23 protein-coding genes are annotated in these 23,429 nt (G+C 66.2%); 11 read left to right on the top strand and 12 right to left on the bottom strand.

All coding sequences use genetic code 11. The annotated features are described in order from the left end of the window. Window positions 1–207: 207 nt before the first annotated feature. Together NP80_RS15520 and NP80_RS15525 are read left to right on the top strand one after the other, a co-directional pair. Complete coding sequence (locus NP80_RS15520) at window positions 208–1,944, top strand: proline--tRNA ligase (protein ID WP_006400413.1); 1,737 nt, start codon at window positions 208–210, stop codon at window positions 1,942–1,944. A gap of 21 nt (window positions 1,945–1,965) precedes the next feature. Continuing rightward, window positions 1,966–2,574 carry a MarC family protein gene (locus tag NP80_RS15525; RefSeq protein WP_006400412.1) on the top strand — a complete coding sequence of 203 codons (609 nt, stop codon included), beginning with the start codon at window positions 1,966–1,968 and terminating at the stop codon, window positions 2,572–2,574. 94 nt (window positions 2,575–2,668) lie between these two features. Here the strand turns inward: NP80_RS15525 and NP80_RS15530 are convergent, their stop codons facing one another. Next, on the bottom strand, window positions 2,669–3,220 hold the full coding sequence (locus NP80_RS15530; protein ID WP_006400411.1) for a hypoxanthine-guanine phosphoribosyltransferase: 552 nt from the start codon (window positions 3,218–3,220) through the stop codon (window positions 2,669–2,671). 94 nt (window positions 3,221–3,314) lie between these two features. Continuing rightward, a complete protein-coding gene (gene ffh, locus NP80_RS15535) occupies window positions 3,315–4,682 on the bottom strand; it encodes a signal recognition particle protein (protein WP_006400410.1) in 1,368 nt (455 codons plus the stop codon). 89 nt (window positions 4,683–4,771) lie between these two features. Between ffh and NP80_RS15540 the strand changes: the two genes are divergently transcribed. The 7 genes from NP80_RS15540 to NP80_RS15565 all read left to right on the top strand — a co-directional run bounded on the left by NP80_RS15540 (window position 4,772) and on the right by NP80_RS15565 (window position 12,639). Continuing rightward, the gene (locus NP80_RS15540; RefSeq protein ID WP_006407620.1) at window positions 4,772–5,668 is read left to right on the top strand and encodes a cytochrome C assembly family protein; all 897 of its coding nucleotides are present in this window, start codon (window positions 4,772–4,774) and stop codon (window positions 5,666–5,668) included. Between the two features lie 13 nt (window positions 5,669–5,681). Further along, window positions 5,682–5,987, top strand: coding sequence for a PP0621 family protein (locus tag NP80_RS15545; RefSeq protein WP_006400408.1), 306 nt, complete (start codon window positions 5,682–5,684; stop codon window positions 5,985–5,987). Continuing rightward, window positions 5,984–6,574: a 1,6-anhydro-N-acetylmuramyl-L-alanine amidase AmpD gene (gene ampD / locus NP80_RS15550; protein ID WP_006412130.1), complete on the top strand. Its 591-nt coding sequence runs from the start codon at window positions 5,984–5,986 to the stop codon at window positions 6,572–6,574. The genes NP80_RS15545 and ampD overlap by 4 nt, the downstream gene beginning before the upstream one ends. A 450-nt stretch (window positions 6,575–7,024) precedes the next feature. Beyond that, complete coding sequence (locus tag NP80_RS15555) at window positions 7,025–10,012, top strand: ribonucleoside-diphosphate reductase subunit alpha (protein ID WP_006407618.1); 2,988 nt, start codon at window positions 7,025–7,027, stop codon at window positions 10,010–10,012. 363 nt (window positions 10,013–10,375) lie between these two features. Continuing rightward, window positions 10,376–11,587 carry a ribonucleotide-diphosphate reductase subunit beta gene (locus NP80_RS15560; RefSeq protein ID WP_035946475.1) on the top strand — a complete coding sequence of 404 codons (1,212 nt, stop codon included), beginning with the start codon at window positions 10,376–10,378 and terminating at the stop codon, window positions 11,585–11,587. A gap of 82 nt (window positions 11,588–11,669) precedes the next feature. Beyond that, window positions 11,670–11,996 (top strand): hypothetical protein, encoded by a 327-nt coding sequence (locus NP80_RS29705; RefSeq protein ID WP_080559141.1) that lies wholly within the window; start codon window positions 11,670–11,672, stop codon window positions 11,994–11,996. A gap of 28 nt (window positions 11,997–12,024) precedes the next feature. Beyond that, window positions 12,025–12,639, top strand: coding sequence for a histone H1-like DNA-binding protein (locus NP80_RS15565; protein ID WP_006409732.1), 615 nt, complete (start codon window positions 12,025–12,027; stop codon window positions 12,637–12,639). A 214-nt stretch (window positions 12,640–12,853) separates the two neighbouring features. On the opposite strand, the gene NP80_RS15570 is transcribed toward NP80_RS15565, so the two are convergent. From NP80_RS15570 to NP80_RS15615, 10 genes are all read right to left on the bottom strand, one after another. After that, the gene (locus NP80_RS15570; RefSeq protein ID WP_006400401.1) at window positions 12,854–13,327 is read right to left on the bottom strand and encodes an outer membrane lipoprotein; all 474 of its coding nucleotides are present in this window, start codon (window positions 13,325–13,327) and stop codon (window positions 12,854–12,856) included. A gap of 19 nt (window positions 13,328–13,346) precedes the next feature. Next, entirely contained in the window at window positions 13,347–14,285 is a 939-nt protein-coding gene (locus NP80_RS15575; RefSeq protein WP_006407615.1) for a carbohydrate kinase family protein, read from the bottom strand. 67 nt (window positions 14,286–14,352) lie between these two features. After that, a complete protein-coding gene (gene tpx / locus NP80_RS15580) occupies window positions 14,353–14,856 on the bottom strand; it encodes a thiol peroxidase (RefSeq protein ID WP_006400399.1) in 504 nt (167 codons plus the stop codon). Between the two features lie 73 nt (window positions 14,857–14,929). Continuing rightward, complete coding sequence (locus tag NP80_RS15585; protein WP_006409735.1) at window positions 14,930–16,372, bottom strand: zinc-ribbon and DUF3426 domain-containing protein; 1,443 nt, start codon at window positions 16,370–16,372, stop codon at window positions 14,930–14,932. A 45-nt stretch (window positions 16,373–16,417) separates the two neighbouring features. Then, entirely contained in the window at window positions 16,418–17,320 is a 903-nt protein-coding gene (gene prmA / locus NP80_RS15590) for a 50S ribosomal protein L11 methyltransferase (RefSeq protein ID WP_006400397.1), read from the bottom strand. A gap of 2 nt (window positions 17,321–17,322) precedes the next feature. After that, window positions 17,323–18,690 carry an acetyl-CoA carboxylase biotin carboxylase subunit gene (gene accC, locus NP80_RS15595; RefSeq protein WP_006407612.1) on the bottom strand — a complete coding sequence of 456 codons (1,368 nt, stop codon included), beginning with the start codon at window positions 18,688–18,690 and terminating at the stop codon, window positions 17,323–17,325. A gap of 84 nt (window positions 18,691–18,774) precedes the next feature. Continuing rightward, window positions 18,775–19,257, bottom strand: a complete 483-nt coding sequence (gene accB, locus NP80_RS15600; protein WP_006400395.1) for an acetyl-CoA carboxylase biotin carboxyl carrier protein — start codon at window positions 19,255–19,257, stop codon at window positions 18,775–18,777. A 65-nt stretch (window positions 19,258–19,322) separates the two neighbouring features. Continuing rightward, the gene (aroQ, locus tag NP80_RS15605; RefSeq protein WP_006400394.1) at window positions 19,323–19,775 is read right to left on the bottom strand and encodes a type II 3-dehydroquinate dehydratase; all 453 of its coding nucleotides are present in this window, start codon (window positions 19,773–19,775) and stop codon (window positions 19,323–19,325) included. Between the two features lie 194 nt (window positions 19,776–19,969). Further along, a complete protein-coding gene (locus NP80_RS15610; RefSeq protein WP_006407611.1) occupies window positions 19,970–20,518 on the bottom strand; it encodes a TlpA family protein disulfide reductase in 549 nt (182 codons plus the stop codon). Between the two features lie 7 nt (window positions 20,519–20,525). Next, window positions 20,526–21,170, bottom strand: a complete 645-nt coding sequence (locus tag NP80_RS15615) for a hypothetical protein (protein ID WP_006407610.1) — start codon at window positions 21,168–21,170, stop codon at window positions 20,526–20,528. A gap of 123 nt (window positions 21,171–21,293) precedes the next feature. Here NP80_RS15615 and mpl point away from each other — a divergent pair, with 123 nt between their 5' ends. Both mpl and NP80_RS15625 read left to right on the top strand, forming a co-directional pair. Further along, the gene (mpl, locus tag NP80_RS15620; protein ID WP_006412032.1) at window positions 21,294–22,784 is read left to right on the top strand and encodes a UDP-N-acetylmuramate:L-alanyl-gamma-D-glutamyl-meso-diaminopimelate ligase; all 1,491 of its coding nucleotides are present in this window, start codon (window positions 21,294–21,296) and stop codon (window positions 22,782–22,784) included. Continuing rightward, window positions 22,781–23,350: a YqiA/YcfP family alpha/beta fold hydrolase gene (locus NP80_RS15625; protein WP_006412030.1), complete on the top strand. Its 570-nt coding sequence runs from the start codon at window positions 22,781–22,783 to the stop codon at window positions 23,348–23,350. Before mpl ends, NP80_RS15625 begins: the two co-directional genes overlap by 4 nt. Window positions 23,351–23,429: the final 79 nt, after the last annotated feature.

Genomic DNA, 23,429 nt, shown 5'->3' on the forward strand with positions numbered 1-23,429 from the left:
CGAATCCTTTAAAATTGCTTTGATTATAAACAGATAACGGGCGCTGCGCACCGTGACGGAGCGAATCCGCACGAGGCGCGCCGGCTGAATTGTCCCTGATTTGTCTGCTACGTCATCTGCGCCATCGTCGTTCGTCGCGCGCAGCTTTTTCACCTTGAATCTTTTTCGGGCGCCCTGCCTGGGGGCGCCGTTTTTGGAACCGTCCGCATGAAAGCTTCCCGTTTCTTTATCGGCACCCTCAAAGAAGCACCGGCCGACGCAGAGATCGTCAGTCACAAGCTGATGGTGCGCGCCGGCATGATCCGTCGCGTCGCCGGTGGCATCTACAACTATCTGCCGATCGGTCTGCGCTCGATTCGCAAGGTCGAGGCGATCGTGCGCGAGGAAATGAACCGGGCGGGCGCAGTCGAACTGCTGATGCCGGCCGTGCAGCCGGCCGAACTGTGGCAGGAGTCGGGGCGCTGGGAGCAGTACGGCCCCGAGCTGCTGCGCTTCAAGGACCGCAAGGACAACGACTTCGTGATCGGGCCGACGCACGAGGAAGTCGTCACCGACATCGCGCGCAATCAGATCAAGAGCTACCGGCAGATGCCGGTGAACTTCTATCAGATCCAGACGAAGTTCCGCGACGAGATCCGTCCGCGTTTCGGCGTGATGCGCGGCCGCGAATTCATCATGAAAGACGCGTACTCGTTCGACAAGGACGCGGAAGGCCTGCGCGAGTCGTATCGCAAGATGTATGACGCGTACGTGCGCATCTTCACGCGCCTCGGCCTCGAATTCCGCGCGGTCGCGGCCGACAGCGGCTCGATCGGCGGCAACTTCTCGCACGAGTTCCACGTGATCGCCGATACCGGCGAGGACGCGATCGCCTACTGCCCGAGCTCCGAGTTCGCGGCGAACGTCGAGGCGGCCGAAGCGCTGCCGCTGATCGCGGAGCGCGCCGCGCCCGCCGAAGCGCTGACGAAGGTCGCGACGCCGGGCAAGGCGAAGTGCGAGGCCGTCGCCGAGCTGCTGAACATCCCGCTCGAGCGCACGATCAAGTCGATCGTGCTCGCAACCGACAACGAAGGCGCCGAGCCGACCATCTGGCTCGTGATGCTGCGCGGCGATCACGATCTGAACGAGATCAAGGTATCGAAGCTGCCGGGGCTGAAGAACCACCGCTTCGCGACCGAGCAGGAAATCGTCGAGTGGTTCGGCACGCCGCCGGGCTATCTCGGCCCGATCGGCACGAAGAAGCCGGTGAAGGTAATCGCCGATCGCACGGTCGCGAACATGAGCGATTTCGTCGTCGGCGCGAACGAGGTCGACTATCACATCGCCGGCGTGAACTGGGGCCGCGATCTGCCGGAGCCCGAGGTCGCCGATGTGCGCAACGTGAAGAAGGGCGATCCGTCGCCGGACGGCAAGGGCGCGATCGACATCTGCCGTGGCATCGAGGTCGGCCACGTGTTCCAGCTCGGCACCAAGTACTCGGAAGCGATGGGCGCGACGTTCCTCGACGAATCGGGCAAGCCGCAGCCGATGCTGATGGGCTGCTACGGGATCGGCGTCACGCGTATTCTCGGCGCGGCGATCGAACAGAACTTCGACGACAAGGGCATCATCTGGCCGGAGTCGATCGCCCCGTTCGAAGTCGTGCTGTGCCCGATGGGCTACGACCGCAGCGACGCGGTGCGCGAAGCGGCCGACAAGCTGTACGCGGAACTGACGGCGGCCGGCATCGACGTGATCCTCGACGATCGCGGCGAGCGTCCGGGCGTGATGTTCGCCGACTGGGAACTGATCGGCGTGCCGCACCGCCTCGTGATCGGCGAGCGCGGGCTGAAGGACGGCAAGATCGAGTACCAGGGCCGCCGCGACACCGAAGCGACGCTGCTGCCGGCCGGCGAGGCCGCGGCGACGGTCGCGGAGAAGGTCCGCGCGGCACTCGCGCACTAAGCGGATCGGACGGGGAACGCGGTGGAGTACACCTTCCTGTCGGCTACCGTGCTTCTCGTGCTGATCACCGATCCGCTCGGCAATATCCCGCTGTTCATTTCGGCGATGCGCGACGTGCCGCGCGAGCGGCGCGTCAAGCTGATCCTGCGCGAGGTGGGGATCGCGTTCGTGATCCTGCTGTTCTTCATGGTGGTCGGCGATCGCTTCCTGCGGATGATGAGCCTGACCGACCTGTCGCTGCGCCTCGGCGGCGGGATCGTGCTGTTCCTGATCGCGCTTCGGATGATCTTTCCGCATCCGGACGGCGCGCTCGGCAGCGATCCGCGGGCGGGCGGCGAGCCGTTCATCGTGCCGCTCGCGATCCCCGCGCTCGCGGGGCCGTCCGCGCTCGCGACGGTGATGCTGCTGACGTCGCAGGCGCCCGGCAAGATGTTCGAATGGGTCGGTGCGCTGACCGTCACGATGATCCTGTGCGCGATCACGCTGGTGCTGGCCGAACGGATCCAGCAATGGCTCGGCGAGCGCACGGTCGCCGCGTTCGAGCGGCTGATGGGCCTCGTGCTCGTCGCGATCTCGGTCGAGATGCTGCTCGCCGGCATCCGCGCGTTCGTCCACCAGTTGCAGACCTGACGCGCGTTTCGCGCGTAACGACAAAAAAAGCGGCGCTCCGGGCAATGAACCCGGGCGCCGCTTTCCGTTTGGCGACGGCGAAGCCGGCGTGCGCTCAGACGTTCGCGGTCAGCGCGCGGATCGTCGGCAGGTTGCGCCAGTAGCCCTTCGCGTCCATCCCGCAGCCGAACACGTAGCGGTCCGGCACCGAGAAGCCGCAGAAGTCGGGATGCAGCGGCTTCGCCTTCGCGAGCGTCTTCTCGCACAGCACGGCCGACATGAAGCGCTTCGCGCCCATGTCGAGGATGCGGTCGCGGATCGCGGCCATCGTCTCGCCTTCGTCGAGGATATCGTCGAGAACGAGCACGATGCGGTCTTTCACCGACTCGCGCGGCGCGACACGCCAGTGCATCTCTGGGCTGCCCTGCGTCGTGTTGCGGTAGCGCGTCAGGTGGATGTAGTCGAATTCGAGCGGGAAATCGAGATGCGGCAGCAGCATCCCGGTAAACACCGCCGCGCCGCCCATCACCGACAGAACGAGCGGGAACGCGTCGCCGATCTCGGCGCGGATCGCGTCGGCCATCCGGACGATCGATGCGTTGACGGCGTCCGCCGAGACGATCTCTTCGGAGTGTTCGAAAATGTGGAGGGCTTCTTCGCGGTTCATGTGTTCTGGCGGACAGTCGGTATACAAATAAGAGTGAAGCACAACGGCCGGTGCGCGCTACGGCAAAAACCCGCGCGCCGGCCGGCGGACGGAATCAGCGCAGGCCGGGCATCATGCCCTTCAGTCCGCGCATCATCTTCTGCATGTTGCCGCCCTTCAGCTTCTTCATCATCGTACGCATCTGATCGTACTGGTTCAGCATCCGGTTGACTTCCTGCACCGGCACGCCCGCGCCGGCTGCAATGCGGCGCTTGCGCGTCGCCTTGATGATTTCGGGTTTCGCGCGCTCGGCCGGCGTCATCGAGTTGATGATCCCTTCCATCCGGCGGATCTGCTTCTCGGCCTGGCCCATGTCGGCGCCGGCCGCGGCCTGCTGGAACTGCGCGGGGAGTTTGTCCATCAGCGACGACAGCCCGCCCATGTTCTTCATCTGCGAGATCTGCGCGCGGAAATCGTTCAGGTCGAAGTCGCCGCCTTTCTTCACCTTGTCGGCGAGCTTCTGCGCGGCCTGCACGTCGACGCCGCGCTGCGCTTCCTCGACGAGCGCGAGGATGTCGCCCATGCCGAGGATCCGGTTCGCCATCCGGTCGGGATGGAACACCTCGAGGCCGTCGAGCTTCTCGGCGACGCCGACGAACTTGATCGGCTTGCCCGTCACGTGCCGCACCGACAGCGCGGCGCCGCCGCGCGAGTCGCCGTCGAGCTTGGTCAGCACGACGCCCGTGAGCGGCAGCGTGTCGTTGAACGCCTTCGCGGTGTTGACGGCGTCCTGGCCGAGCATCGCGTCGACGACGAACAGCGTTTCCGCCGGCTTCAGCACGCCGTGCAGCGCGGCGATTTCCTGCATCATCGCTTCGTCGATACCGAGCCGGCCGGCCGTATCGACGATCAGCACGTCGTGATAGTGGCGCTTCGCCCAGTCGACGGCCGCGACCGCGATGTCGACCGGCTTCTGGTCGGGTGTGGACGGGAAGAAGTCGGCGCCGACCTGTTCGCTCACCGTTTTCAGCTGCATGATCGCGGCCGGGCGATAGACGTCGCACGAGACGGTCAGCACCTTCTTCTTGTACTTCTCGCGCAGCAGTTTCGCGAGCTTGCCGGCCGTCGTCGTCTTGCCGGCGCCCTGCAGGCCGGCCATCAGGATCACGGCAGGCGGCGAGACTGCGAGGTTCAGCTCGGCGGCCTTGCCTTCGTAGTCGCCGCCGATCACGGCGGTCAGCTCCTTCTGCACGACGCCGACGAGCGCCTGGCCCGGCGACAGGCTGCTGATCACTTCCTCGCCGAGCGCCTTTTCCTTGACCTTCGCGATGAATTCGCGGACGACCGGCAGCGCGACGTCGGCCTCGAGCAGCGCGAGACGCACTTCGCGGAGCATTTCCTGCGTATTCGCCTCGGTGAGCCGGGCTTCGCCGCGCAGCGTCTTGACGACGCGCGCCATCCGTTGAGTGAGATTGTCGAGCATGGGGAGCGATGGACAGTGGGGCCCTAAGGCGCGGCGGTCATCGAACAACGGAGCCGTCGCGGGAAGGGGGCCTAGTGTAAACTTCGAACATGGATATTGTACTGTATGCCCTCACCGCATTCCTGTACGGCGGCCTTGCCGTCGCAGGCTGGCGCACGCATCGGCAGGGCGCGGCGTCGCCGCTCGTCGCGAGCGTGCCGGCCGTGCCCGTTCCGGCATCGGCCGCGTCCGGGATGAGCGGCATCGGGCGCGCGCTGCTGTTCGCCGCGCTCGTCGCGCACGGCGTGCTGCTCCACATGACGATCTTCCCGCACGACGCGATGATCTTCGGTTTCGCGTTCGCGCTGTCCGCGATGTTCTGGCTCGGCGCCGGCATCTACTGGATCGAGAGCTTCTTCTTCCCGCTCGACAGCCTGCGTCTGCTCGTGCTGCCGCTCGCCTGCGGCGCATCGCTGCTGCCGCTCGTGTTCGGCGGCGTGCGGGTGCTGCCTTATGCCGCAGCACCGCTGTTCAAGCTGCACTTCCTGATCGCGAACATCGCGTACGGACTGTTCGCGATCGCGGCGCTGCACGCGGTGCTGATGCTGATGGTCGAGCGGCGCCTGCAGTCGCTGCGAAGCGGCGGGCGCGACGGCTCGACCGGCTGGATCGCGAGCTGGCTCGAAACGCTGCCGCCGCTGCTCACGCTCGAGAAGCTGCTGTTCCGCCTGATCGGCGCCGGCTTCGTGCTGCTCACGCTGACGCTCGCGTCGGGCATCCTGTTCAGCGAGCAGGTCGATGCGCGCGCACTGCGCCTCGATCACAAGACGGTGTTCGCGATTCTGTCGTGGCTGATGTTCGGCGGCCTGCTGATCGCGCGCAAGACGTCCGGCTGGCGCGGGCGCGGCGCGGCGCGCTGGGTGCTCGTGTCGTTCGCCGCGCTGCTGCTCGCGTATGTCGGCAGCCGGTTCGTTTTTGAGGTGCTGCTGCACCGCTCCGTCGTTTGACCGCAGGTTTCCGATGCGACAGATTCTTCTCCTGATTCTTCTCTTCTTCGCCGGTTCGTGGCTTGCGCGCAAGCTGCGTCACGCGCAGGAGCAGGCGCGCGCAGGCCGCGGCGCCGATGCGTCCGGCGCGCCGGGCTACGGCGCCGGTGCCGCGCGTCCGAACGGCGATGCGCGCTCGCTGCCGGAGCCGATGGTGCGCTGCGCCGAGTGCGGCGTGCATGCGCCGAAGGGCGATGCGATCGCGGCGGCGAGCGGCGAATACTTCTGCAGCACCGAGCACGCGCAACGTCACGCCGCACGCGCGGGCGGCGCGCGATGACCGACGCGCGGCGGCTGTCGGTCGACGCGGCCGGCTGGGTGCGCGAAGCGCGCCACGCGCGCTCGCCGAACTTCGAGGCGCGGCCCGCGGGCGCGGTGCCGTCGCTCGTGATCGTGCACAACATCAGCCTGCCGCCCGGCGAGTTCGGCGGCGACGCGATCGAGGCGCTGTTCCTGAACCGCCTCGACTGCGACGCGCACCCGTACTACCAGCGTAACCTGCGCGACGTGCGCGTGTCCGCGCATTTCCTGATCCGCCGCGACGGCGAGCTCGTGCAGTTCGTGTCGTGCGACGAGCGCGCGTGGCACGCCGGTGCGTCCGAGTTTTTCGGCCGGCCGCGCTGCAACGACTTCTCGATCGGCATCGAGCTCGAAGGCGCGGACGACGTGCCGTTCGACGATGCGCAATACGCGACGCTCGCCGTGCTCGCGCGCACGCTCGCCGCGCGTTATCCGGTCGACGCGTTCGCCGGGCATTCCGACGTCGCGCCCGGCCGCAAGACCGACCCGGGTCCGCATTTCGATTGGCAACGCTTCGCGCGCGATGCCGGGTTCGGCGCCGAATACTTTCCTTTCCGGCAGCAGTGAGCGCAGGGTTTTTTTGACCGGGAAACCCCTTTTCTCGGATCAATGCCTTGTCGCGTCTGCCCGTGCGCGATGTCAAGACCTCCGGCGCAAATTCTCCGTTTGGACCTCGCCGGAATGTCCACTATACTTGGTGCCTGTTGAGCGGTTCTGCACTAGATATAGTGTGTGTCGCAGGGGAAACCCGAGCGGCACCGGCCGGTGGGCAACGCCGGCGAACGGGGTTCTCAGGGCGGCGCGTCAGGCCGGGCAGTCCAGGCGCCGCAATCAGCGCAGCGAACATCGCGGGTAGGGTAGACATGACGAAGCACACGACCGAACCGGTTGTCGCGCATCGACGGAACCGGCTTCCCCGACGCATCGCTCGCCTCTTACCGCTTGCGCACCGCATCGCGCAGCGTTCGTTTTAATCCGCGGTTCTCTCCGCACCATCCAACACCAGGAGCTTTGCACATGCAAACCACCGACAACGCGACGTCCCAGTACGAGAGCGCATCGAGCCGTCCTCTCGGCGGGGCCGAACAAGGCGCGCCGGCGCTCGCGCCGCAGGCAACGTTCGCCGACTACAAGGTGATCCGCCGCAACGGCAGCGTGGTGGCGTTCGAGCCGTCGAAGATCGCGATCGCGGTGACCAAGGCTTTCCTGGCCGTCAACGGCGGGCAGGGCGCCGCGTCCGCGCGCGTGCGCGAGCTCGTCGACCAGCTCACGCGCAACGTCGTGCGCGCGCTCGTGCGCAGCCGCCCGAACGGCGGAACGTTCCATATCGAAGACATCCAGGATCAGGTCGAGCTCGCGCTGATGCGCGGCGGCGAGCACAACGTCGCGCGCGCGTACGTGCTGTATCGCGAGAAGCGTCACCTCGAGCGCCAGCATGCGGGCGAGGAAACGGCGGCGGTGCGCGAGACGACGGGCGGCATCAACGTCGTCGACAACGGTGTCACGCGTCCGCTCGACATGAACGCGCTGCGCGCGCTGATCGTGTCGGCATGCGACGGCCTCGGCGCTGCGGTTAACCCTGATCCGATCGTCGCGGAGACGGTGAAGAACCTGTACGACGGCGTGCCGATGAGCCAGGTCTACGACTCGGCGATCCTCGCTGCGCGCACGATGATCGAGAAGGATCCGGCATACAGCCAGGTCACGGCCCGCATCCTGCTGCACACGATCCGCCGCGAGATCCTCGGCGAGGAAGTCGTGCAGGCCGACATGTCGACGCGCTACGCCGAGTATTTCCCGCAGTTCCTGAAGCGCGGCGTCGAAGCCGGCCTGCTCGACGACAAGCTGCTGCAGTTCGACCTGAAGCGCCTCGGCGAAGCGCTCGACGCGAGCCGCGACCTGCAGTTCGGCTACCTCGGCCTGCAGACGCTGTACGACCGCTACTTCCTGCACGTCGACGGCACGCGCATCGAAATGCCGCAGGCGTTCTTCATGCGCGTCGCGATGGGCCTGTCGCTGAACGAGATCGACCGCGAAGCGCGTGCGATCGAGTTCTACAACGTGCTGTCGAGCTTCGACTTCATGAGCTCGACGCCGACGCTGTTCAACTCGGGCACGCACCGCTCGCAGCTGTCGTCGTGCTATCTGACGACGGTCGCGGACGACCTCGACGGCATCTATGAAGCGCTGAAGGAAAACGCGCTGCTGTCGAAGTTCGCCGGCGGCCTCGGCAACGACTGGACGCGCGTGCGCGCACTCGGCTCGCATATCAAGGGCACGAACGGCAAGTCGCAGGGCGTCGTGCCGTTCCTGAAGGTCGTCAACGACACGGCCGTCGCGGTGAACCAGGGCGGCAAGCGCAAGGGCGCGGTCTGCGCGTACCTCGAATCGTGGCACCTCGACATCGAGGAATTCCTCGAGCTGCGCAAGAACACGGGCGACGACCGGCGCCGTACGCACGACATGAACACGGCGAACTGGATTCCCGACCTGTTCATGAAGCGCGTGATGGAAGGCGGCGAATGGACGCTGTTCTCGCCGTCGACCTGCCCGGATCTCCACGACAAGTTCGGCGCGGACTTCGAGGCGGCTTACACGGCTTACGAAGAGAAAGTCGCGCGCGGCGAGATCAAGCTGTTCAAGAAGATTCCGGCGCAGCAGCTGTGGCGCAAGATGCTCGGCATGCTGTTCGAGACGGGCCATCCGTGGATCACGTTCAAGGATCCGTGCAACGTGCGCTCGCCGCAGCAGCACGTCGGCGTCGTCCACTCGTCGAACCTGTGCACCGAAATCACGCTGAACACGAGCGACACCGAAATCGCGGTCTGCAACCTCGGCTCGGTGAACCTCGTCGCGCACCTCGTCAAGCAGCCGGACGGCACCTACGCGCTCGACCACGACAAGCTGAAGCGCACGATCAGCGTCGCGATGCGCATGCTCGACAACGTGATCGACATCAACTACTACGCGGTGCCGAAGGCGCGTAACTCGAACCTGAAGCACCGTCCGGTCGGCCTCGGCATCATGGGCTTCCAGGACTGCCTGCACCTGCTGCGCACGCCGTACGCGTCGGAAGCGGCGGTCGAGTTCGCCGATCGCTCGATGGAAGCGGTCTGCTACTACGCCTACTACGCGTCGACCGAGCTGGCCGAGGAGCGCGGCCGCTACTCGAGCTACCGCGGCTCGCTGTGGGATCGCGGCATCCTGCCGCAGGACACGCTGAAGCTGCTGGCCGAAGCGCGCGGCGGCTACGTCGAGGTCGACTCGTCGGAATCGCTCGACTGGGCCACGCTGCGTGCACGGATCGCGACGCACGGGATGCGCAACTCGAACTGCGTCGCGATCGCGCCGACGGCGACGATCTCGAACATCATCGGCGTGTCGGCGTGCATCGAGCCGACCTTCCAGAACCTGTACGTGAAGTCGAACCTGTCGGGCGAGTTCACGGTCGTCAACGAGTACCTCGTGCGCGACCTGAAGGAGCGCGGCCTGTGGGACGAAGTAATGGTCGCCGACCTGAAGTACTTCGACGGCATGCTGTCGCGCATCGACCGCATCCCGGCCGACCTGCGCGCGATCTACGCGACCGCGTTCGAGGTCGATCCGAAGTGGCTGGTGGAGGCCGCGTCGCGTCGCCAGAAGTGGATCGACCAGGCGCAGTCGCTGAACATCTACATGGCCGGCGCATCGGGCAAGAAGCTCGACGAGGTCTACAAGCTCGCGTGGCTGCGCGGCCTGAAGACGACCTACTACCTGCGCACGATGGCGGCGACGCACGTCGAGAAGTCGACGGTCGCACACGGCGCGCTGAACGCGGTGCCGACGAGCGGCGGCGGCGCGGCAGGCGGCGCGCAGGGCGCAGCGGGCGGCTTCGGTGCGGCGGGCGGCGATGTGTCGTCGGGCGCGCTCGATGCAGCGGCGCTCGCGCCGGTCGAGGCGGAAGGTCCGGTGTGCACGATGCGTCCTGGCGACCCGGGCTTCGACGAATGCGAAGCGTGCCAGTAACGCTGCACGCCTGAGTCGAAGAGACTGCGGGCGGCGCGCACGACGAGCGATCCAGGTTGAAGTGCGCGCCGCTCTCTACTAAAAAAATGATAAGGAATCTGTAACGCGACATCTGCGTTGCAGGCAACGACGAACGATCGAGACATCCCCGACGACGTCACGTTTCGATCAGCGTTCGATGCGTCGAGCGCACCTCGCAAACGATGTGCGACACAGGTCGCGCACTGCATGACCGACGATGCGTTGCTCAAAGTGTTGTATCGAGGTCGCAACGCGAATCGAAAAAAGGATTTTTCGTGAGCGAACCCTTTTATCGCTCAGGAAAAGATGGTACAAACCGTTCTAAATTGATGGTGAGAATTTATGCTCAACTGGGATGACGAGATGACCGCCGTAACTCCCGCGAGTGGAGCGCAGCAAAACGCGATGCGCACCTCCGCGGGGACGGCTGTCGGAATGCAGGCTGCGTCGCCTGCCGCCCATCAGGTCCGTGACATTTTCGAAGGCGATCTTGCGGTGCCGCCGCAAGCATCGGCTGTTCCCGCCGGCCGTTCCGAAGCGCGGGTCAATGTCGCCGACAAGCGCATCATCAACGGCCAGACTGACGTCAATCAGCTGGTGCCGTTCAAGTACAAGTGGGCGTGGGAGAAGTATCTGGCCGGTTGCGCGAACCACTGGATGCCGCAGGAAATCAACATGTCCCGCGACATCGCGCTGTGGAAGGATCCGAACGGACTGACCGAAGACGAGCGCCGCATCGTCAAGCGCAACCTCGGCTTCTTCGTCACGGCCGACTCGCTCGCCGCGAACAACATCGTGCTCGGCACGTACCGCCACATCACCGCACCGGAGTGCCGCCAGTTCCTGCTGCGCCAGGCATTCGAAGAGGCGATCCACACGCACGCGTATCAATACATCGTCGAGTCGCTCGGGCTCGACGAAGGCGAGATCTTCAACGCGTACCACGAAGTCCCGTCGATCCGCGCGAAAGACGAATTCCTGATCCCGTTCATCCATACGCTGACGGACCCGGCCTTCAAGACCGGCACGCTCGAAGCGGATCAGAAGCTGCTGAAGTCGCTGATCGTGTTCGCCTGCATCATGGAAGGCCTGTTCTTCTATGTCGGGTTCACGCAGATCCTCGCGCTCGGCCGCCAGAACAAGATGACGGGTGCTGCGGAGCAATATCAGTACATCCTGCGCGACGAGTCGATGCACTGCAATTTCGGCATCGACCTGATCAACCAGATCAAGCTCGAAAACCCGCACCTGTGGACGGCCGAGTTCCGTGCGGAGATCCGCGAGCTGTTCAAGCAGGCTGTCGAACTCGAATACCGTTACGCCGAGGACACGATGCCGCGCGGCGTGCTGGGCCTGAACGCGTCGATGTTCAAGAGCTATCTGCGCTTCATCTGCAACCGTCGTTGCCAGCAGATCGGCCTCGATCCGCTGTTCCCGAACGAGGAAAACCCGTTCCCGTGGATGAGCGAGATGATCGACCTGAAGAAGGAACGCAACTTCTTCGAGACGCGTGTGATCGAGTATCAGACGGGAGGCGCGCTGTCCTGGGAGTAACCCGCAGCAGCGAACCCGTCACATGATGGAGCAGCCGGCGGCCTCTCGGCGCCGGCCCAAGGTTTAGGAGCAAGAACGCCTGATGCAAAGCATGCCCGGTGCCTTAAAGGCCCAACGACACGACAGGCACTTTGCGAACCCTTCAGTGGGATGGGCAAACTTCCCTCCGGAAAAAGCGGACGGCCGTGTGGTCGTTCGCTTGATCAAGCGATTAGGGGCAGCGGCGCGACGTGTGCCGGCTGCCGACTTGATTTGGCGCGCGAAGCCGGGTGGCTTCGCGCGCCATACCGTATTCATTAGCGTAAGCGTGCGGTATCCGCGTACGCCGATGAATAGCCCGCTTCGAAGCGCACGTGCTGAACAGCGTCCGCGGGAAGCGGGTTTTGACGAAGGGTGTAGTTTGAACTGACTCTCATCTGAACCTGAAGGAGAACAACATGGCTACTGCCAAGAAGAAACCGGCTGCCAAGAAGGCTGCTGCGAAGAAGACCGTTGCGAAGAAGGCTGCAGCACCGGCGAAGAAGGCCGCTGCAGTGAAGAAGGTTGCTGCGAAGAAGGTCGCGGTGAAGAAGGTTGCCGCGAAGAAGGCAGCGCCGGCGAAGAAGGCCGCTGCCAAGAAGGTTGCAGCGAAGAAGGCAGCACCGGCGAAGAAGACCGCTGCGAAGAAGGTCGCAACGAAGAAGGTTGCAGCCAAGAAGGTCGCGACGAAGAGGGTCGCCGCGAAGAAGGCGGCACCGGCGAAGAAGGCCGCAGCGAAGAAGGTTGCAGCCAAGAAGGTCGCGACGAAGAAGGTAGCGGCGAAGAAGGCCGCACCGGCGAAGAAGGCTGCTGCCAAGAAGGCGGCACCGGCGAAGAAGGCTGCAGCGAAGAAGGCTGCGCCCGCGAAGAAGGCCGCGCCGGCGAAGAAGGCTGCTGCGCCGAAGAAGGCTGTGGTGAAGAAGGCCGCACCGGCAACGACGGCATCGACGGCATCGGTCGCACCGGCATCGGGCGTGAAGACGGCGCTCAACCCGGCAGCGGCATGGCCGTTCCCGACCGGCAGCCGTCCGTAATCGCGGTTGACGAGCACCACCCGGACACCTTCGTCGTGTCCGTGGGTTGAGTAGCGCTACTCAATCGGTCCCGCCATCTGGTTCAGGTGGCGGGATTTTTTTCGTCCGCGTTTTCATCCGTCTGCGGCGGCCGCCGCGTACGGACGAAAAAAAACGCATGTGCAGCCTCGCACATGCGTTCGACCGCGGCTCGCGCCGCGCGCTGAGGTACTCGTTAGTGCGTGACGCGCGTGACGCCGCCGCTCGACAGCAGACGCACGCGTTCGCCGGCACGGAACACTTCGCCGGTCGCGGCCTGCGTGATCGAGCGCAGATCGCCGTTGTCGAGGCGCACCGTGATTTCGACGCCGTTCGCGGTGCTCATGTTTTCGCCGATCGCATTGCCCGCGACCGCGCCCGCGAGGCCGCCTGCGATGGCCGTCAGGATCGACCCCCGGCCGCCGCCGATCGCGCTGCCGGCCACGGCGCCGAGCGCGCCGCCGCCCAGCGTGCCGATCGCGCTGCCGCCGCCGTCGGACTGGATGCGCACCGCGCGAACGCTTTCGACGGTGCCCATGCGGACCGTCTGTTCGCGCTGCGCCTGGCCGACGCTATAGACGTCCGCCGAGCCGGGCGGCGTGAAGCAGCCGGCGAGCGTCACCGTGGCGGTGACCATGGCCGCGAGCGTGAGGGTTTTTTTCGTCAGCATCTTTGCTCTCCAACAATATTCATTTGAGACTGTAACCGAACGCAGCCTCGAAGCGCGCGTCGATTTCGGCGCGCGTCAGTACGTAAGTCTGGGGCCCCTGGTAAGCGATCTTCAGCGAGCCCATCAGGCTTGCGAGGCGGCCCGTGGTTGCCCAGTCGAGGCCGTTTTCGATCCCGTAGAGAAGCCCGCCCCGGAAGGCATCGCCGCAGCCGGTCGGGTCGACGACGCGCTCGGCGCGCACGACGGGAATCTGTTCTTCGCCGTTTTTGTGAAGAATGGTAGAGCCGTGCTCGCCGCGCGTGATGATCAACGCCTGAACCCGGCTGGCGATTTCCTGTTCGGACCAGCCCGTCTTGTCGCTGACGAGCTTGCCTTCGTAGTCGTTGACTGCGACGAACGTCGCGAGTTCAATGATGCGGCGCAGCGTCGCGCCGTCGAACAGCGGCAGGCCCTGGCCCGGATCGAAGATGAACGGGATCCCGGCCTTCGCGAACTGCTCGGCGTGCTGGACCATCCCGTCGAAGCCGTCCGGTGCGACGATGCCGAGCTTCACGCCCGGCACTTCGTCCGCGCGGTTCAGGTGCGACAGCATCATCGCGCCCGGGTGGAAAGCCGTGATCTGGTTGTTGTCGAGATCGGTCGTGATCATCGCCTGCGCGGTATGCGCATCGGGCACCACGCGCACGTTCGCCTTCGACAGGCCGAGGCTGTCGAGCCGCTCGAGATAGCGATCGGCATCGTTCGCGCCGACCGTCGCCATGATGCGCGCGTCGCCGCCGAGCATGTGCAGCGCGTAGGCGATATTGCCCGCGCAGCCGCCGAATTCGCGTCGCATCGTCGGCACGAGGAAGCTCACGTTCAGCAGGTGAACCTGGTCGGGCAGGATGTGCTCGCGAAACCGGCCCTCGAAAGTCATGATGTTGTCGTAGGCGAGCGAGCCGCAAATCAGCGTAGTCAAGGCGTGCGTTCCTGTAGAGAGCAAAGGGAGGCGGCCGCCCGGCCGGCGCGGGCCGGGCGGCGGCGGATTACTTCAGTGCGGCGAGCGCTGCGTCGTAGTTCGGCTCGTCCTTGATCTCGCTGACGAGTTGCGCGTGGATCACCTTGTCCTGCGCGTCGAGCACGACAACCGCGCGCGCCGTCAGGCCGTTCAGCGGGCCGCTCGTCACGTCGACGCCGTATGCGTTCGCGAATGCGCGGCCGGTGCGGAACGTCGACGCCGTCACGACGTTCTCGAGGCCTTCGGTCGTGCAGAAGCGCGATGCCGCGAACGGCAGGTCGGCCGACACGACGATCACGACCGTGTTGTCCAGCGACGACGCAGCTTCGTTGAACTTGCGGGTCGACGTCGCGCAGGTCGGCGTGTCGAGGCTCGGCACGATGTTCAGCACCTTGCGCTTGCCGGCGAAGCTGGCGAGCGTCAGATCGGCGAGGTCCTTGCCGACCAGCTTGAAGTCGGGGGCCTGCGAACCGACGGTCGGGAACGTGCCGGCGAGATCGATCGGGTTGCCACCCAGCGTAACTTTGCTCATGTTCGTGCTCCGAAATAGCGCGCCGCTCGGGCGCGCGGGTTGAGACGGGCGCGCGTGCGCGCGCCGCGGTGCGTCACGGATAGAAGATCTGGACGCGGAAATTCGATGCGGGTGCGCCGTTCGTGTCGAGGCGGACGATCATCGTCTGCGTCGTGCCGGGCGGCAGCCCGGCGTCGATCGGCGTACCGGGGCGCACGTACTCGCGCGGCGCGAGCACGCGGCGCACGGTGACGCGATTGCTGTCGTCGAGCAGCGTCAGCTCGAGCGACGGATAGGCGAGCGCGACACGGTAGCGGTTCGTCAGCGGCGCTTTCAGTTCAAGCACGCGCGGGCCGTCGAGCTGGCGCAGATCGGTCGCATCGAGCCGCAGCCCGTCGATCGCGCGCGGCGGCGCGACCGTGCAGCCGAGCGGCGCGCACAGCTGGCGGAACCAGCCTTGTGTCGCCGGCCAATGGATCATCAGCGGTTCGCGTTGCCACCACGCGAGCTGCGCGACGAGCAGCACCGCGAGCGCGGCCGCGACGAGCCCGCCCACGAAGCCGCCGAGCACCCCGCGACGCTGCGGCTCGCGCGCTTCGCGTGTGACCGCGAACGGCGGACGGTCGTCGTCGGACGGCACCGCGGCGAACGGTTCGTCGGCCGGTGCGCGCGTATCGGCGGCAGCGAAGGCCGCTGTCGCCGGTGCCGCTGCGGCTGCGAAACGCGGCTCGCGCGGTGCGTCGATATCGTCCGGCACGGCGAAGTGCGGCGGGCGGGGCGGTTCGTCGGCGTCGTTGCCGGCGTCGGTCGGCACGGGCGCGATGAAGCGCGGTTCGCGTGCGTCGGTGTCGGCAGAGGGCGGGAAGGGCGGCACCGCCGCGGGTGCGTCGGCGGATGCAGTGAGCGGCGGCAGCGTTGCGTCGGTTTCGGTCGATGCAGCGGATGCCGCAATTGGCGGCAACGCAGCGTCCGTTTCGTGCGGCGAAGTAGAGGAAGCCGAGAGCGGGTCGTGCGCATCGCCGGCACGCGACGCAGCGTCGGCTTCACGCGCGTGCGGCGTCCGCTCGGGCGTGCCTGTCAGACGAACGACGCCCGCTTCGATCGACGGCAGCGCGACCGGCACCAGCGGTTCGATCCGGACCGTTTTCCCGTTGTGCTGCAACGCCGGATCGATGCTGCCGTCGAGCCACGGCGCCCACATGTCCCAGCCTTCGGGCTTGTAGTCGGCGCTTGGCGGCACGTCGCGCGGCGCATCGGCGAACAGCCGCGGCGGTGCGTCTGCATGCGCGGCATTGCCGGCATCGTCGATATCGCGAAGGTTCGTCGGCCGCTCAGCGTCGCTCGGCTTCAGTTCGGGCGACGTCGGCTTGGAGGCGGGCGATGCGGGCGGCTGCGCGTGCTCGGGCACGAGCGATTGCGCGGCATTGAAGACTTGCCGGCAGTGTCCGCAACGCACGAGCCCTTGATGCAGCGACAGCTGTTCCGGCTGCAGCCGGAAGACGGTTTCGCAATGAGGGCAGCGCGTCGCAAGAAACATGTCGAGCCGGGCGGCCTGCTGGCCAGAGTGAAGGACAGCGCTATTCTAATGGCTTTCCCGCCGCGTTCCGGCGAGGCAGACCCAACCTTCGTGTTCGCGCCAGACCGAGATGTCGACGTAACGCGCATACACGGCCGCGACTTCGTCGGCCTGACGCGCGAGCACGCCCGACAGCGCGATGCGCCCGCCCGGTTTCACTTTCGAAGCGAGCATCGACGCCATCAGCTTCAGCGGATTCGACAGGATGTTCGCGACGACGATGTCGAACTCGCCGGCCGGGCACGCGTCCGGCAGCCCGTACGTGACTTCCGCGCGGTTGCGTTCGCTGTTCTGACGCGCCGATTCGACGGCTTGCGGATCGATGTCGATGCCGACGACGGGGTTCGCCCCGCATTTCTTCGCGAGGATCGCGAGGATGCCCGAGCCGCAGCCATAATCGAGCACCGACTGGCCCGGCTGCACCGACTGCTCGAGCCATTCCATGCACAGGCGCGTGGTCGGGTGACTGCCCGTGCCGAACGCGAGGCCCGGATCGAGCTCGAGCACGAGCGCGTCGGGATCGGGTGCGTCGTGCCACGACGGCACGACCCAGATCCGTTCGCCGATCGGGATCGGCTCGAACTGCGACTGCGTAAGCCGCACCCAGTCCTGTTCCTCGACTTCGCGCACGTCGAACTTCGGCGTGGCGTCGAGGCCGATCTCGTTCGCGGCGGCCGCGAGCAGCACGGCCGGCTCGTGGTCGGGCGACAGCAGCGCGATCACGCGCGAGTGCTGCCACGCGGTGCGCTCCGGCACGAGGCCCGGCTCGCCGAAGAGCGGCTGTTCGTCGGGCGTGTCGGCATCGGCATCTTCGACCGATACCGACAGCGCGCCGAGTTCGAGCAGCGCGTCGGACAGCGCCTCCGCGTGCTCGCGGGCCAGTTCGACGACGAGTTCGCGATAGCTCATGCTTACGCTTCTTCCGGTGCGACGGCCTGCTTCTGCGCGAGCCGGTTTTCGAGGTAGTGGATGCTCGTGCCGCCTTCGACGAACTTGGAGTCGATCATCAGTTCGCGGTGCAGCGGGATGTTCGTCTGGATGCCTTCGACGACCATCTCCGACAGCGCGATGCGCATGCGGCGGATCGCCTGCTCGCGCGTCGCGCCGTAGGTGATCAGCTTGCCGATCATCGAATCGTAGTTCGGCGGCACGAAATAGCCATTGTAGGCGTGCGAATCGACGCGCACACCGGGGCCGCCCGGCGTATGCCACGACGTGATCCGGCCCGGCGACGGCGTGAACTTGAACGGATCTTCGGCGTTGATCCGGCATTCGATCGCGTGGCCGCGGAACTGGATGTCGCGCTGGCGCAGCGTCAGCTTCTCGCCAGCCGCGATGCGGATCTGCTCCTGCACGATGTCGACGCCGGTGATCATTTCCGAGACCGGGTGCTCGACCTGCACGCGCGTGTTCATTTCGATGAAGTAGAACTCGCCGTTTTCGTACAGGAATTCGAACGTGCCGGCGCCGAGGTAGCCCATCTTCTTGCACGCGTCCGCGCAGCGATCGCCGATGCGGTCGATCAGACGGCGCGGAATGCCGGGCGCCGGCGCTTCCTCGATCACCTTCTGGTGGCGGCGCTGCATCGAGCAGTCGCGCTCGCCGAGCCAGATCGCGTTCTTGTGCGCGTCCGACAGCACCTGGATCTCGATGTGGCGCGGGTTCTCGAGGAACTTCTCCATGTAGACCTGCGGGTTGCCGAACGCACGGCCGGCTTCCTCGCGGGTCATGTTCACCGCGTTGACGAGCGCAGCTTCGGTGTGCACGACACGCATCCCGCGACCGCCGCCGCCGCCTGCGGCCTTGATGATCACCGGATAGCCGATCGCGCGCGCAATCTTCACGATCTCCTTCGGATCGTCCGGCAACGCGCCTTCCGAGCCCGGCACGCACGGCACGCCGGTCTTGATCATGGTCTGTTTCGCGGTGACCTTGTCGCCCATCAGGCGGATCGTTTCCGGACGCGGGCCGATGAACGTGAAGCCCGACTGTTCGACGCGTTCCGCGAAGTCGGCGTTCTCGGACAGGAAGCCGTAGCCGGGGTGGATCGCTTCGGCGTCGGTGACTTCCGCGGCGCTGATCAGCGCCGGCATGTTCAGGTAGCTCAGGTTCGACGGGGCCGGGCCGATACAGACGGCCTCGTCCGCGAGGCGCACGTACTTGGCTTCCTTGTCGGCTTCCGAGTAGACGACCACCGTCTTGACGCCCAGCTCGCGGCACGCGCGCTGAATGCGCAGCGCGATTTCACCGCGGTTGGCAATGAGGATTTTTTCAAACATAGCGAGTATTCGTCTCTTCGAGGGGCGCGCGAACGGCGCCTGGAGAGCATCGGCGGCGCGCGGCCGGATGGCCGCGCGGCGGGCTTAGCCGATCACGAAAAGCGGCTGGCCGTATTCGACGGCCTGGCCGTTCTCGACGAGGATTTCCTTGATCACGCCGGCCTTGTCCGACTCGATCTCGTTGAGCAGCTTCATCGCTTCGATGATGCAGAGCGTCTGGCCTTCCTTGACCGAGTCGCCGACCTGCACGAACGGGTCCGCGCCCGGCGACGGCGCGCGGTAGAACGTGCCGACCATCGGCGAGGTCACGACGTGACCCTGCGGAGCGGCCGGTGCCGGTGCAGCTGCCGCGGCGGCTGCAGGCGCTGCGGCCGACGCTTCGGCCGACGTCGGCGCGGCCGATGCGGCGACGCTGACCTGCGGGGCAAACCCGCCCGTCGGCTGCACGTAAACCGGCGGCGCGTTCTTGACGATACGCACCTTGCCTTCGCCTTCCGTCACTTCGAGCTCGGAGATGCCCGATTCGGAGACGAGGTCGATCAGAGTTTTCAGCTTACGAAGATCCATCGGGAATTCCCCTTTCAATACGTGAAAGCGCCGGTTGAGCCCGGCGCTGAATCCAGATCGCGGAATCAGCCGCGCGACGCGCCTTGCAGCTTGTCCAGCGCGTACTCGAGCGCGTACAGATAGCCTTTCCAGCCCAGCCCGCAGATCACGCCTTCGGCCTGGTCGGAAAAGTAGGAGTGGTGCCTGAACGCTTCGCGGCGATGCACGTTCGACAGATGTACCTCGACGAACGGAATGCCGACGCCGGCGAGCGCATCCCGGATCGCGACGCTCGTGTGCGTATACGCCGCCGGGTTGATCAGGATGAAATCGGTCTGTTCCTCCCGCGCGGCCTGGATGCGGTCGACGAGCGCGCCTTCGTGGTTGCTCTGGAACGACGACAGTTCGGCTCCCGCTTCCTGCGCACGCGCGGCCAGCGCCTGATCGATCTGCGCCAGCGTGACGCGGCCGTACACCTCCGGTTCCCGGGTGCCGAGAAGGTTCAGGTTAGGGCCGTGCAGCACCAGCAATCGTGTCATGGTCGCTTCTAATTCTGCGGAATTGCGCGCACTTTAGCGCTATTTAGAGAAATTTGTCTAGTTTTGCCGAACGGCCGCGCGCGCCGGCCCTGTAATAATTACCGGCATCAATGCAAAGTGTCGGCGAATTCGCGCGAAACTGCCGCGATCGATGTGCGAACCGCAGTCAACTTGCACATCGCGATTCGGACGCGTCACAACGCGTCGAGCGTCTTTTTCAGCTCCGCAGGTTGGATTTGTCCCAATTTTGTCTCGCGGATCTTGCCCGTGGCGTCGATGACGACCGTAAAAGGTAGAGCGCCGGCCGTGTTCCCGAAATTACGGGCCAGATCTGCGCCCGCATAGCCGCTGACGAACACCGGGTAGTCGACCTTCACCTTCTGCAGGAAGTTCTTCACGTTCTGCTCGGAATCGACGCCGATCCCGACGAAACGGATGCCCTTCTGCCCATATTGATGCGACAGCGCGACGAGCTCGGGCATCTCCTCGACGCACGGGCCGCACCACGAGGCCCAGAAATTCACGACGACCTTCTGGCCCTTGAAGGCCGCGAGCGTCGCGGGCTTGCCGTCGACGCCCGTGAGCGATGCGGCCCACAGCTGCTCGACCGGATTGCCCTGCGCGGCCGCGGCGACGGCGACGCCGTCGTCGGTGCTGCCGTGGAACCAGCGGCCGGCGGCGATCCCGCCGGCGACGGCGGCGGCCGCGACCACTGCGAGCGCCAGCATGCGTTTCATCATCATCGTTCAATCATTCCGGTTCGGAAGGCGCGGTTCCCGCGCCGACGAGCGCGCGCAGCGCGGCGGCGTCCGCGCGCGCGACACGGCCGCGCGCGTCGGCCTTGACCGCGCCGCGCAGGTCGTCGCTCGCGTAGAGCGCGACGTGGATGCCGATCGCGTCCATGTCGCGCCGCGGGCGCCACAGGAAGCTCAGCGTCTCGACGTCGCCGCGGCCCGCGAAATGCCGCGTCTCGGAGACGTCGTACTGCACGTTCTGATTCAGCAGGTAGATCGCGACGTCCTTCGGGTTGTCGGTGAAGGTCTGCAAATGAATGTCCGAATGTGCGTTCGCGGTGCCGTTCAGCACCGCGCCCGTCACGTACGGATTGAATTCGGCGAGCCGGCGCATCCAGTCGAGCGCGATTTCGCGCAGGCGCCGCAGCTCGTCCGGCTGCGTATCGCTCTGGAACAGCGCCAGGTATTCGCGCAGTTCTTCCTCGATCAGGTCGTTATCGGGCAGCCATTCGCCAGCCACGCGCGTGTCGCCGAGCAGCTGGCGCGCGGCCTTGCGTTTGGCGCCGGCATAGTCGAGACCGTCCTCCGCGATCAGGCGCGCGGCGGACTGGGCGATTTCCTCGCGGACGCGCCGCGGATCGACAAGGGGTTTGCGAGACATGATCCGGCAATCATACTCGATCGCCGCGGCGCCCGACCGCGCTGCGGCCGCACGCCGCCCGGCGCGTGCCGCGGTGTGCGCCGGCGCCCGGTGCGCACGGGGCGTCAGTTACAATGACGCTCTTTGCGTCGCCTCGGCACGCGCGCGGCCGGCCACGCGGCCCGTGCGGCGCGACGCAGACCATCCTTTCCGAATCGACGGCGCCAGGCGGCGCGAAAGCATTCATCTATGCACATCCACATTCTCGGCATCTGCGGCACCTTCATGGGCGGTCTCGCCGTACTCGCGCGCGCGGCGGGGCATACGGTGACGGGTTGCGACGCGGGCGTCTATCCGCCGATGAGCACGCAGCTCGAGGCGCAGGGCATCACGCTGATCGAGGGCTACGGCGCCGACCAGATCGACCTGAAGCCGGATCTCTTCGTGATCGGCAACGTCGTCACGCGCGGCAATCCGCTGATGGAGGCGATCCTCGACCGCGGGCTGCCGTACGTGTCAGGCCCGCAATGGCTCGGCGAGCACGTGCTCGCCGGCAAGTGGGTGCTCGCGGTCGCGGGCACGCACGGCAAGACCACGACGTCGTCGATGCTCGCGTGGCTGCTCGAGGACGCCGGGCTCGCCCCCGGTTTCCTGATCGGCGGCGTGCCGTTGAACTTCGGCGTGTCGGCGCGGCTTACCGATTCGAGCTTCTTCGTGATCGAGGCCGACGAATACGACACCGCATTCTTCGACAAGCGCTCGAAGTTCGTCCACTACCGGCCGCGCACCGCGGTGCTGAACAATCTCGAATTCGATCACGCCGACATCTTCCCCGATCTCGCCGCGATCGAGACGCAATTCCATCATCTCGTGCGCACCGTGCCGGGCGTCGGCCGGATCGTCACGAACGGCCGCTCGGATGCGCTCGAGCGCGTGCTCGCGCGCGGCTGCTGGAGCGAAGTCGAGCGCTTCGGCGTCGATGGCGGCTGGCAGGCGCTGCCGGCCGAGGACGGCGTGCCGGTCGACGAGCGCTTCGCGGTCTATTCGCATGCCGAGCGTGTCGGCGAAGTCGCATGGCAGGTGCAGGGCGAGCACAACCGCATGAACGCGCTCGCGGCGATCGCCGCCGCGCGCCACGTCGGGGTGCCGCCGGCCCAGGCCGCCGCGTCGCTCGCGTCGTTTCGCAACGTGAAGCGCCGCATGGAGGTGCGCGGCAGCGTCGACGGCGTGACCGTCTACGACGACTTCGCGCACCATCCGACCGCGATCGAAACCACGATCGCCGGGCTTCGCGCACGCATCGGCCGTCAAAACAGCCGCATTCTCGCGGTGCTCGAGCCACGCTCGAACACGATGAAGCTCGGCGTGATGAAGGCGCAGCTGCCGGCGAGCCTCGCCGATGCCGATCTCGTGTTCGGCTACGGCGCGCCGAGCGGCCGCGACGCGCTCGGCTGGAATCTCGGCGACGCGCTTTCGCCGCTCGGCGACAAGGCGCGCGCGTTCGACGATCTCCATCTGCTCGTGAAGGCCGTCGCGGAAGCGGCGCGTCCCGGCGACCACGTGCTCGTGATGAGCAACGGCGGCTTCGGCGGCGTGCATCAGAAGCTGCTCGACGCGCTCGGGAGCCGTGCGTGATCCTCTATCTGCACGGCTTCCGGTCGTCGCCCGCGTCGCAGAAGTCGCGGCTGCTCGCCGCGCGAATGGCCGAGCTCGGGCGCCTGGACGAATGGCGGTGCCCGTCGCTGTCGGTGTCGCCGCTCGAGGCGGTCGCGCTCGCCGAAGCCGAAGCGGCCGGCGCGCGCGACGTGACCGTGATCGGCAGCTCGCTCGGCGGCTATTACGCGACGTGGCTCGCCGAAAAGCACGGCTGGAAAGCCGTGCTGCTGAACCCGGCGATCGTGCCGCAGCGCGATCTCGAACAGTATCTCGGCGAACAGCCGCTGTATCACGGCGGTGGCACGATCGTCGTCGAACGCCGCCATCTGCAGGAGCTCGACGCGTTGCGCGTGCCGGCGATCACGCGTCCCGAGCGCTACTATCTGTTCGCGGCGACGGGCGACGAAGTGCTCGACTACCGCGAGATGCTCGCCCACTACCGCGGCGCGAAAACGCGCGTGATCGAGGGCAGCGATCACGGCATCAGCGAATTTGCCGACTATGTCGACGACGTTCTCGCGTTTTGCGACGAAAAAGCGACATGAACCGGCCGTGAGCCGGTCGAATTCCCCAACATCATGCGGCGCCGTCTGCGCGGCGTCCGGCAGTCTGAACGAGAGTACT

The organism is Burkholderia multivorans ATCC BAA-247 (genome assembly GCF_000959525.1).
Taxonomy (GTDB): Bacteria; Pseudomonadota; Gammaproteobacteria; order Burkholderiales; family Burkholderiaceae; genus Burkholderia; species Burkholderia multivorans.

Bases quoted from the DNA above. Each gene is read 5' to 3' on its own strand.
- NP80_RS15560 (WP_035946475.1), top strand. From the start codon at position 10,376: ATGCTCAACTGGGATGACGAGATGACCGCCGTAACTCCCGCGAGTGGA.
- NP80_RS15565 (WP_006409732.1), top strand. From the start codon at position 12,025: ATGGCTACTGCCAAGAAGAAACCGGCTGCCAAGAAGGCTGCTGCGAAG.
- NP80_RS15610 (WP_006407611.1), bottom strand. From the start codon at position 20,518: ATGATGATGAAACGCATGCTGGCGCTCGCAGTGGTCGCGGCCGCCGCC.
- NP80_RS15570 (WP_006400401.1), bottom strand. From the start codon at position 13,327: ATGCTGACGAAAAAAACCCTCACGCTCGCGGCCATGGTCACCGCCACG.
- NP80_RS15585 (WP_006409735.1), bottom strand. From the start codon at position 16,372: ATGTTTCTTGCGACGCGCTGCCCTCATTGCGAAACCGTCTTCCGGCTG.
- NP80_RS29705 (WP_080559141.1), top strand. From the start codon at position 11,670: ATGCAAAGCATGCCCGGTGCCTTAAAGGCCCAACGACACGACAGGCAC.
- NP80_RS15540 (WP_006407620.1), top strand. From the start codon at position 4,772: ATGGATATTGTACTGTATGCCCTCACCGCATTCCTGTACGGCGGCCTT.
- NP80_RS15555 (WP_006407618.1), top strand. From the start codon at position 7,025: ATGCAAACCACCGACAACGCGACGTCCCAGTACGAGAGCGCATCGAGC.
- NP80_RS15530 (WP_006400411.1), bottom strand. From the start codon at position 3,220: ATGAACCGCGAAGAAGCCCTCCACATTTTCGAACACTCCGAAGAGATC.
- NP80_RS15545 (WP_006400408.1), top strand. From the start codon at position 5,682: ATGCGACAGATTCTTCTCCTGATTCTTCTCTTCTTCGCCGGTTCGTGG.
- ampD (WP_006412130.1), top strand. From the start codon at position 5,984: ATGACCGACGCGCGGCGGCTGTCGGTCGACGCGGCCGGCTGGGTGCGC.
- accB (WP_006400395.1), bottom strand. From the start codon at position 19,257: ATGGATCTTCGTAAGCTGAAAACTCTGATCGACCTCGTCTCCGAATCG.
- prmA (WP_006400397.1), bottom strand. From the start codon at position 17,320: ATGAGCTATCGCGAACTCGTCGTCGAACTGGCCCGCGAGCACGCGGAG.
- NP80_RS15520 (WP_006400413.1), top strand. From the start codon at position 208: ATGAAAGCTTCCCGTTTCTTTATCGGCACCCTCAAAGAAGCACCGGCC.
- ffh (WP_006400410.1), bottom strand. From the start codon at position 4,682: ATGCTCGACAATCTCACTCAACGGATGGCGCGCGTCGTCAAGACGCTG.
- accC (WP_006407612.1), bottom strand. From the start codon at position 18,690: ATGTTTGAAAAAATCCTCATTGCCAACCGCGGTGAAATCGCGCTGCGC.
- aroQ (WP_006400394.1), bottom strand. From the start codon at position 19,775: ATGACACGATTGCTGGTGCTGCACGGCCCTAACCTGAACCTTCTCGGC.
- tpx (WP_006400399.1), bottom strand. From the start codon at position 14,856: ATGAGCAAAGTTACGCTGGGTGGCAACCCGATCGATCTCGCCGGCACG.
- NP80_RS15615 (WP_006407610.1), bottom strand. From the start codon at position 21,170: ATGTCTCGCAAACCCCTTGTCGATCCGCGGCGCGTCCGCGAGGAAATC.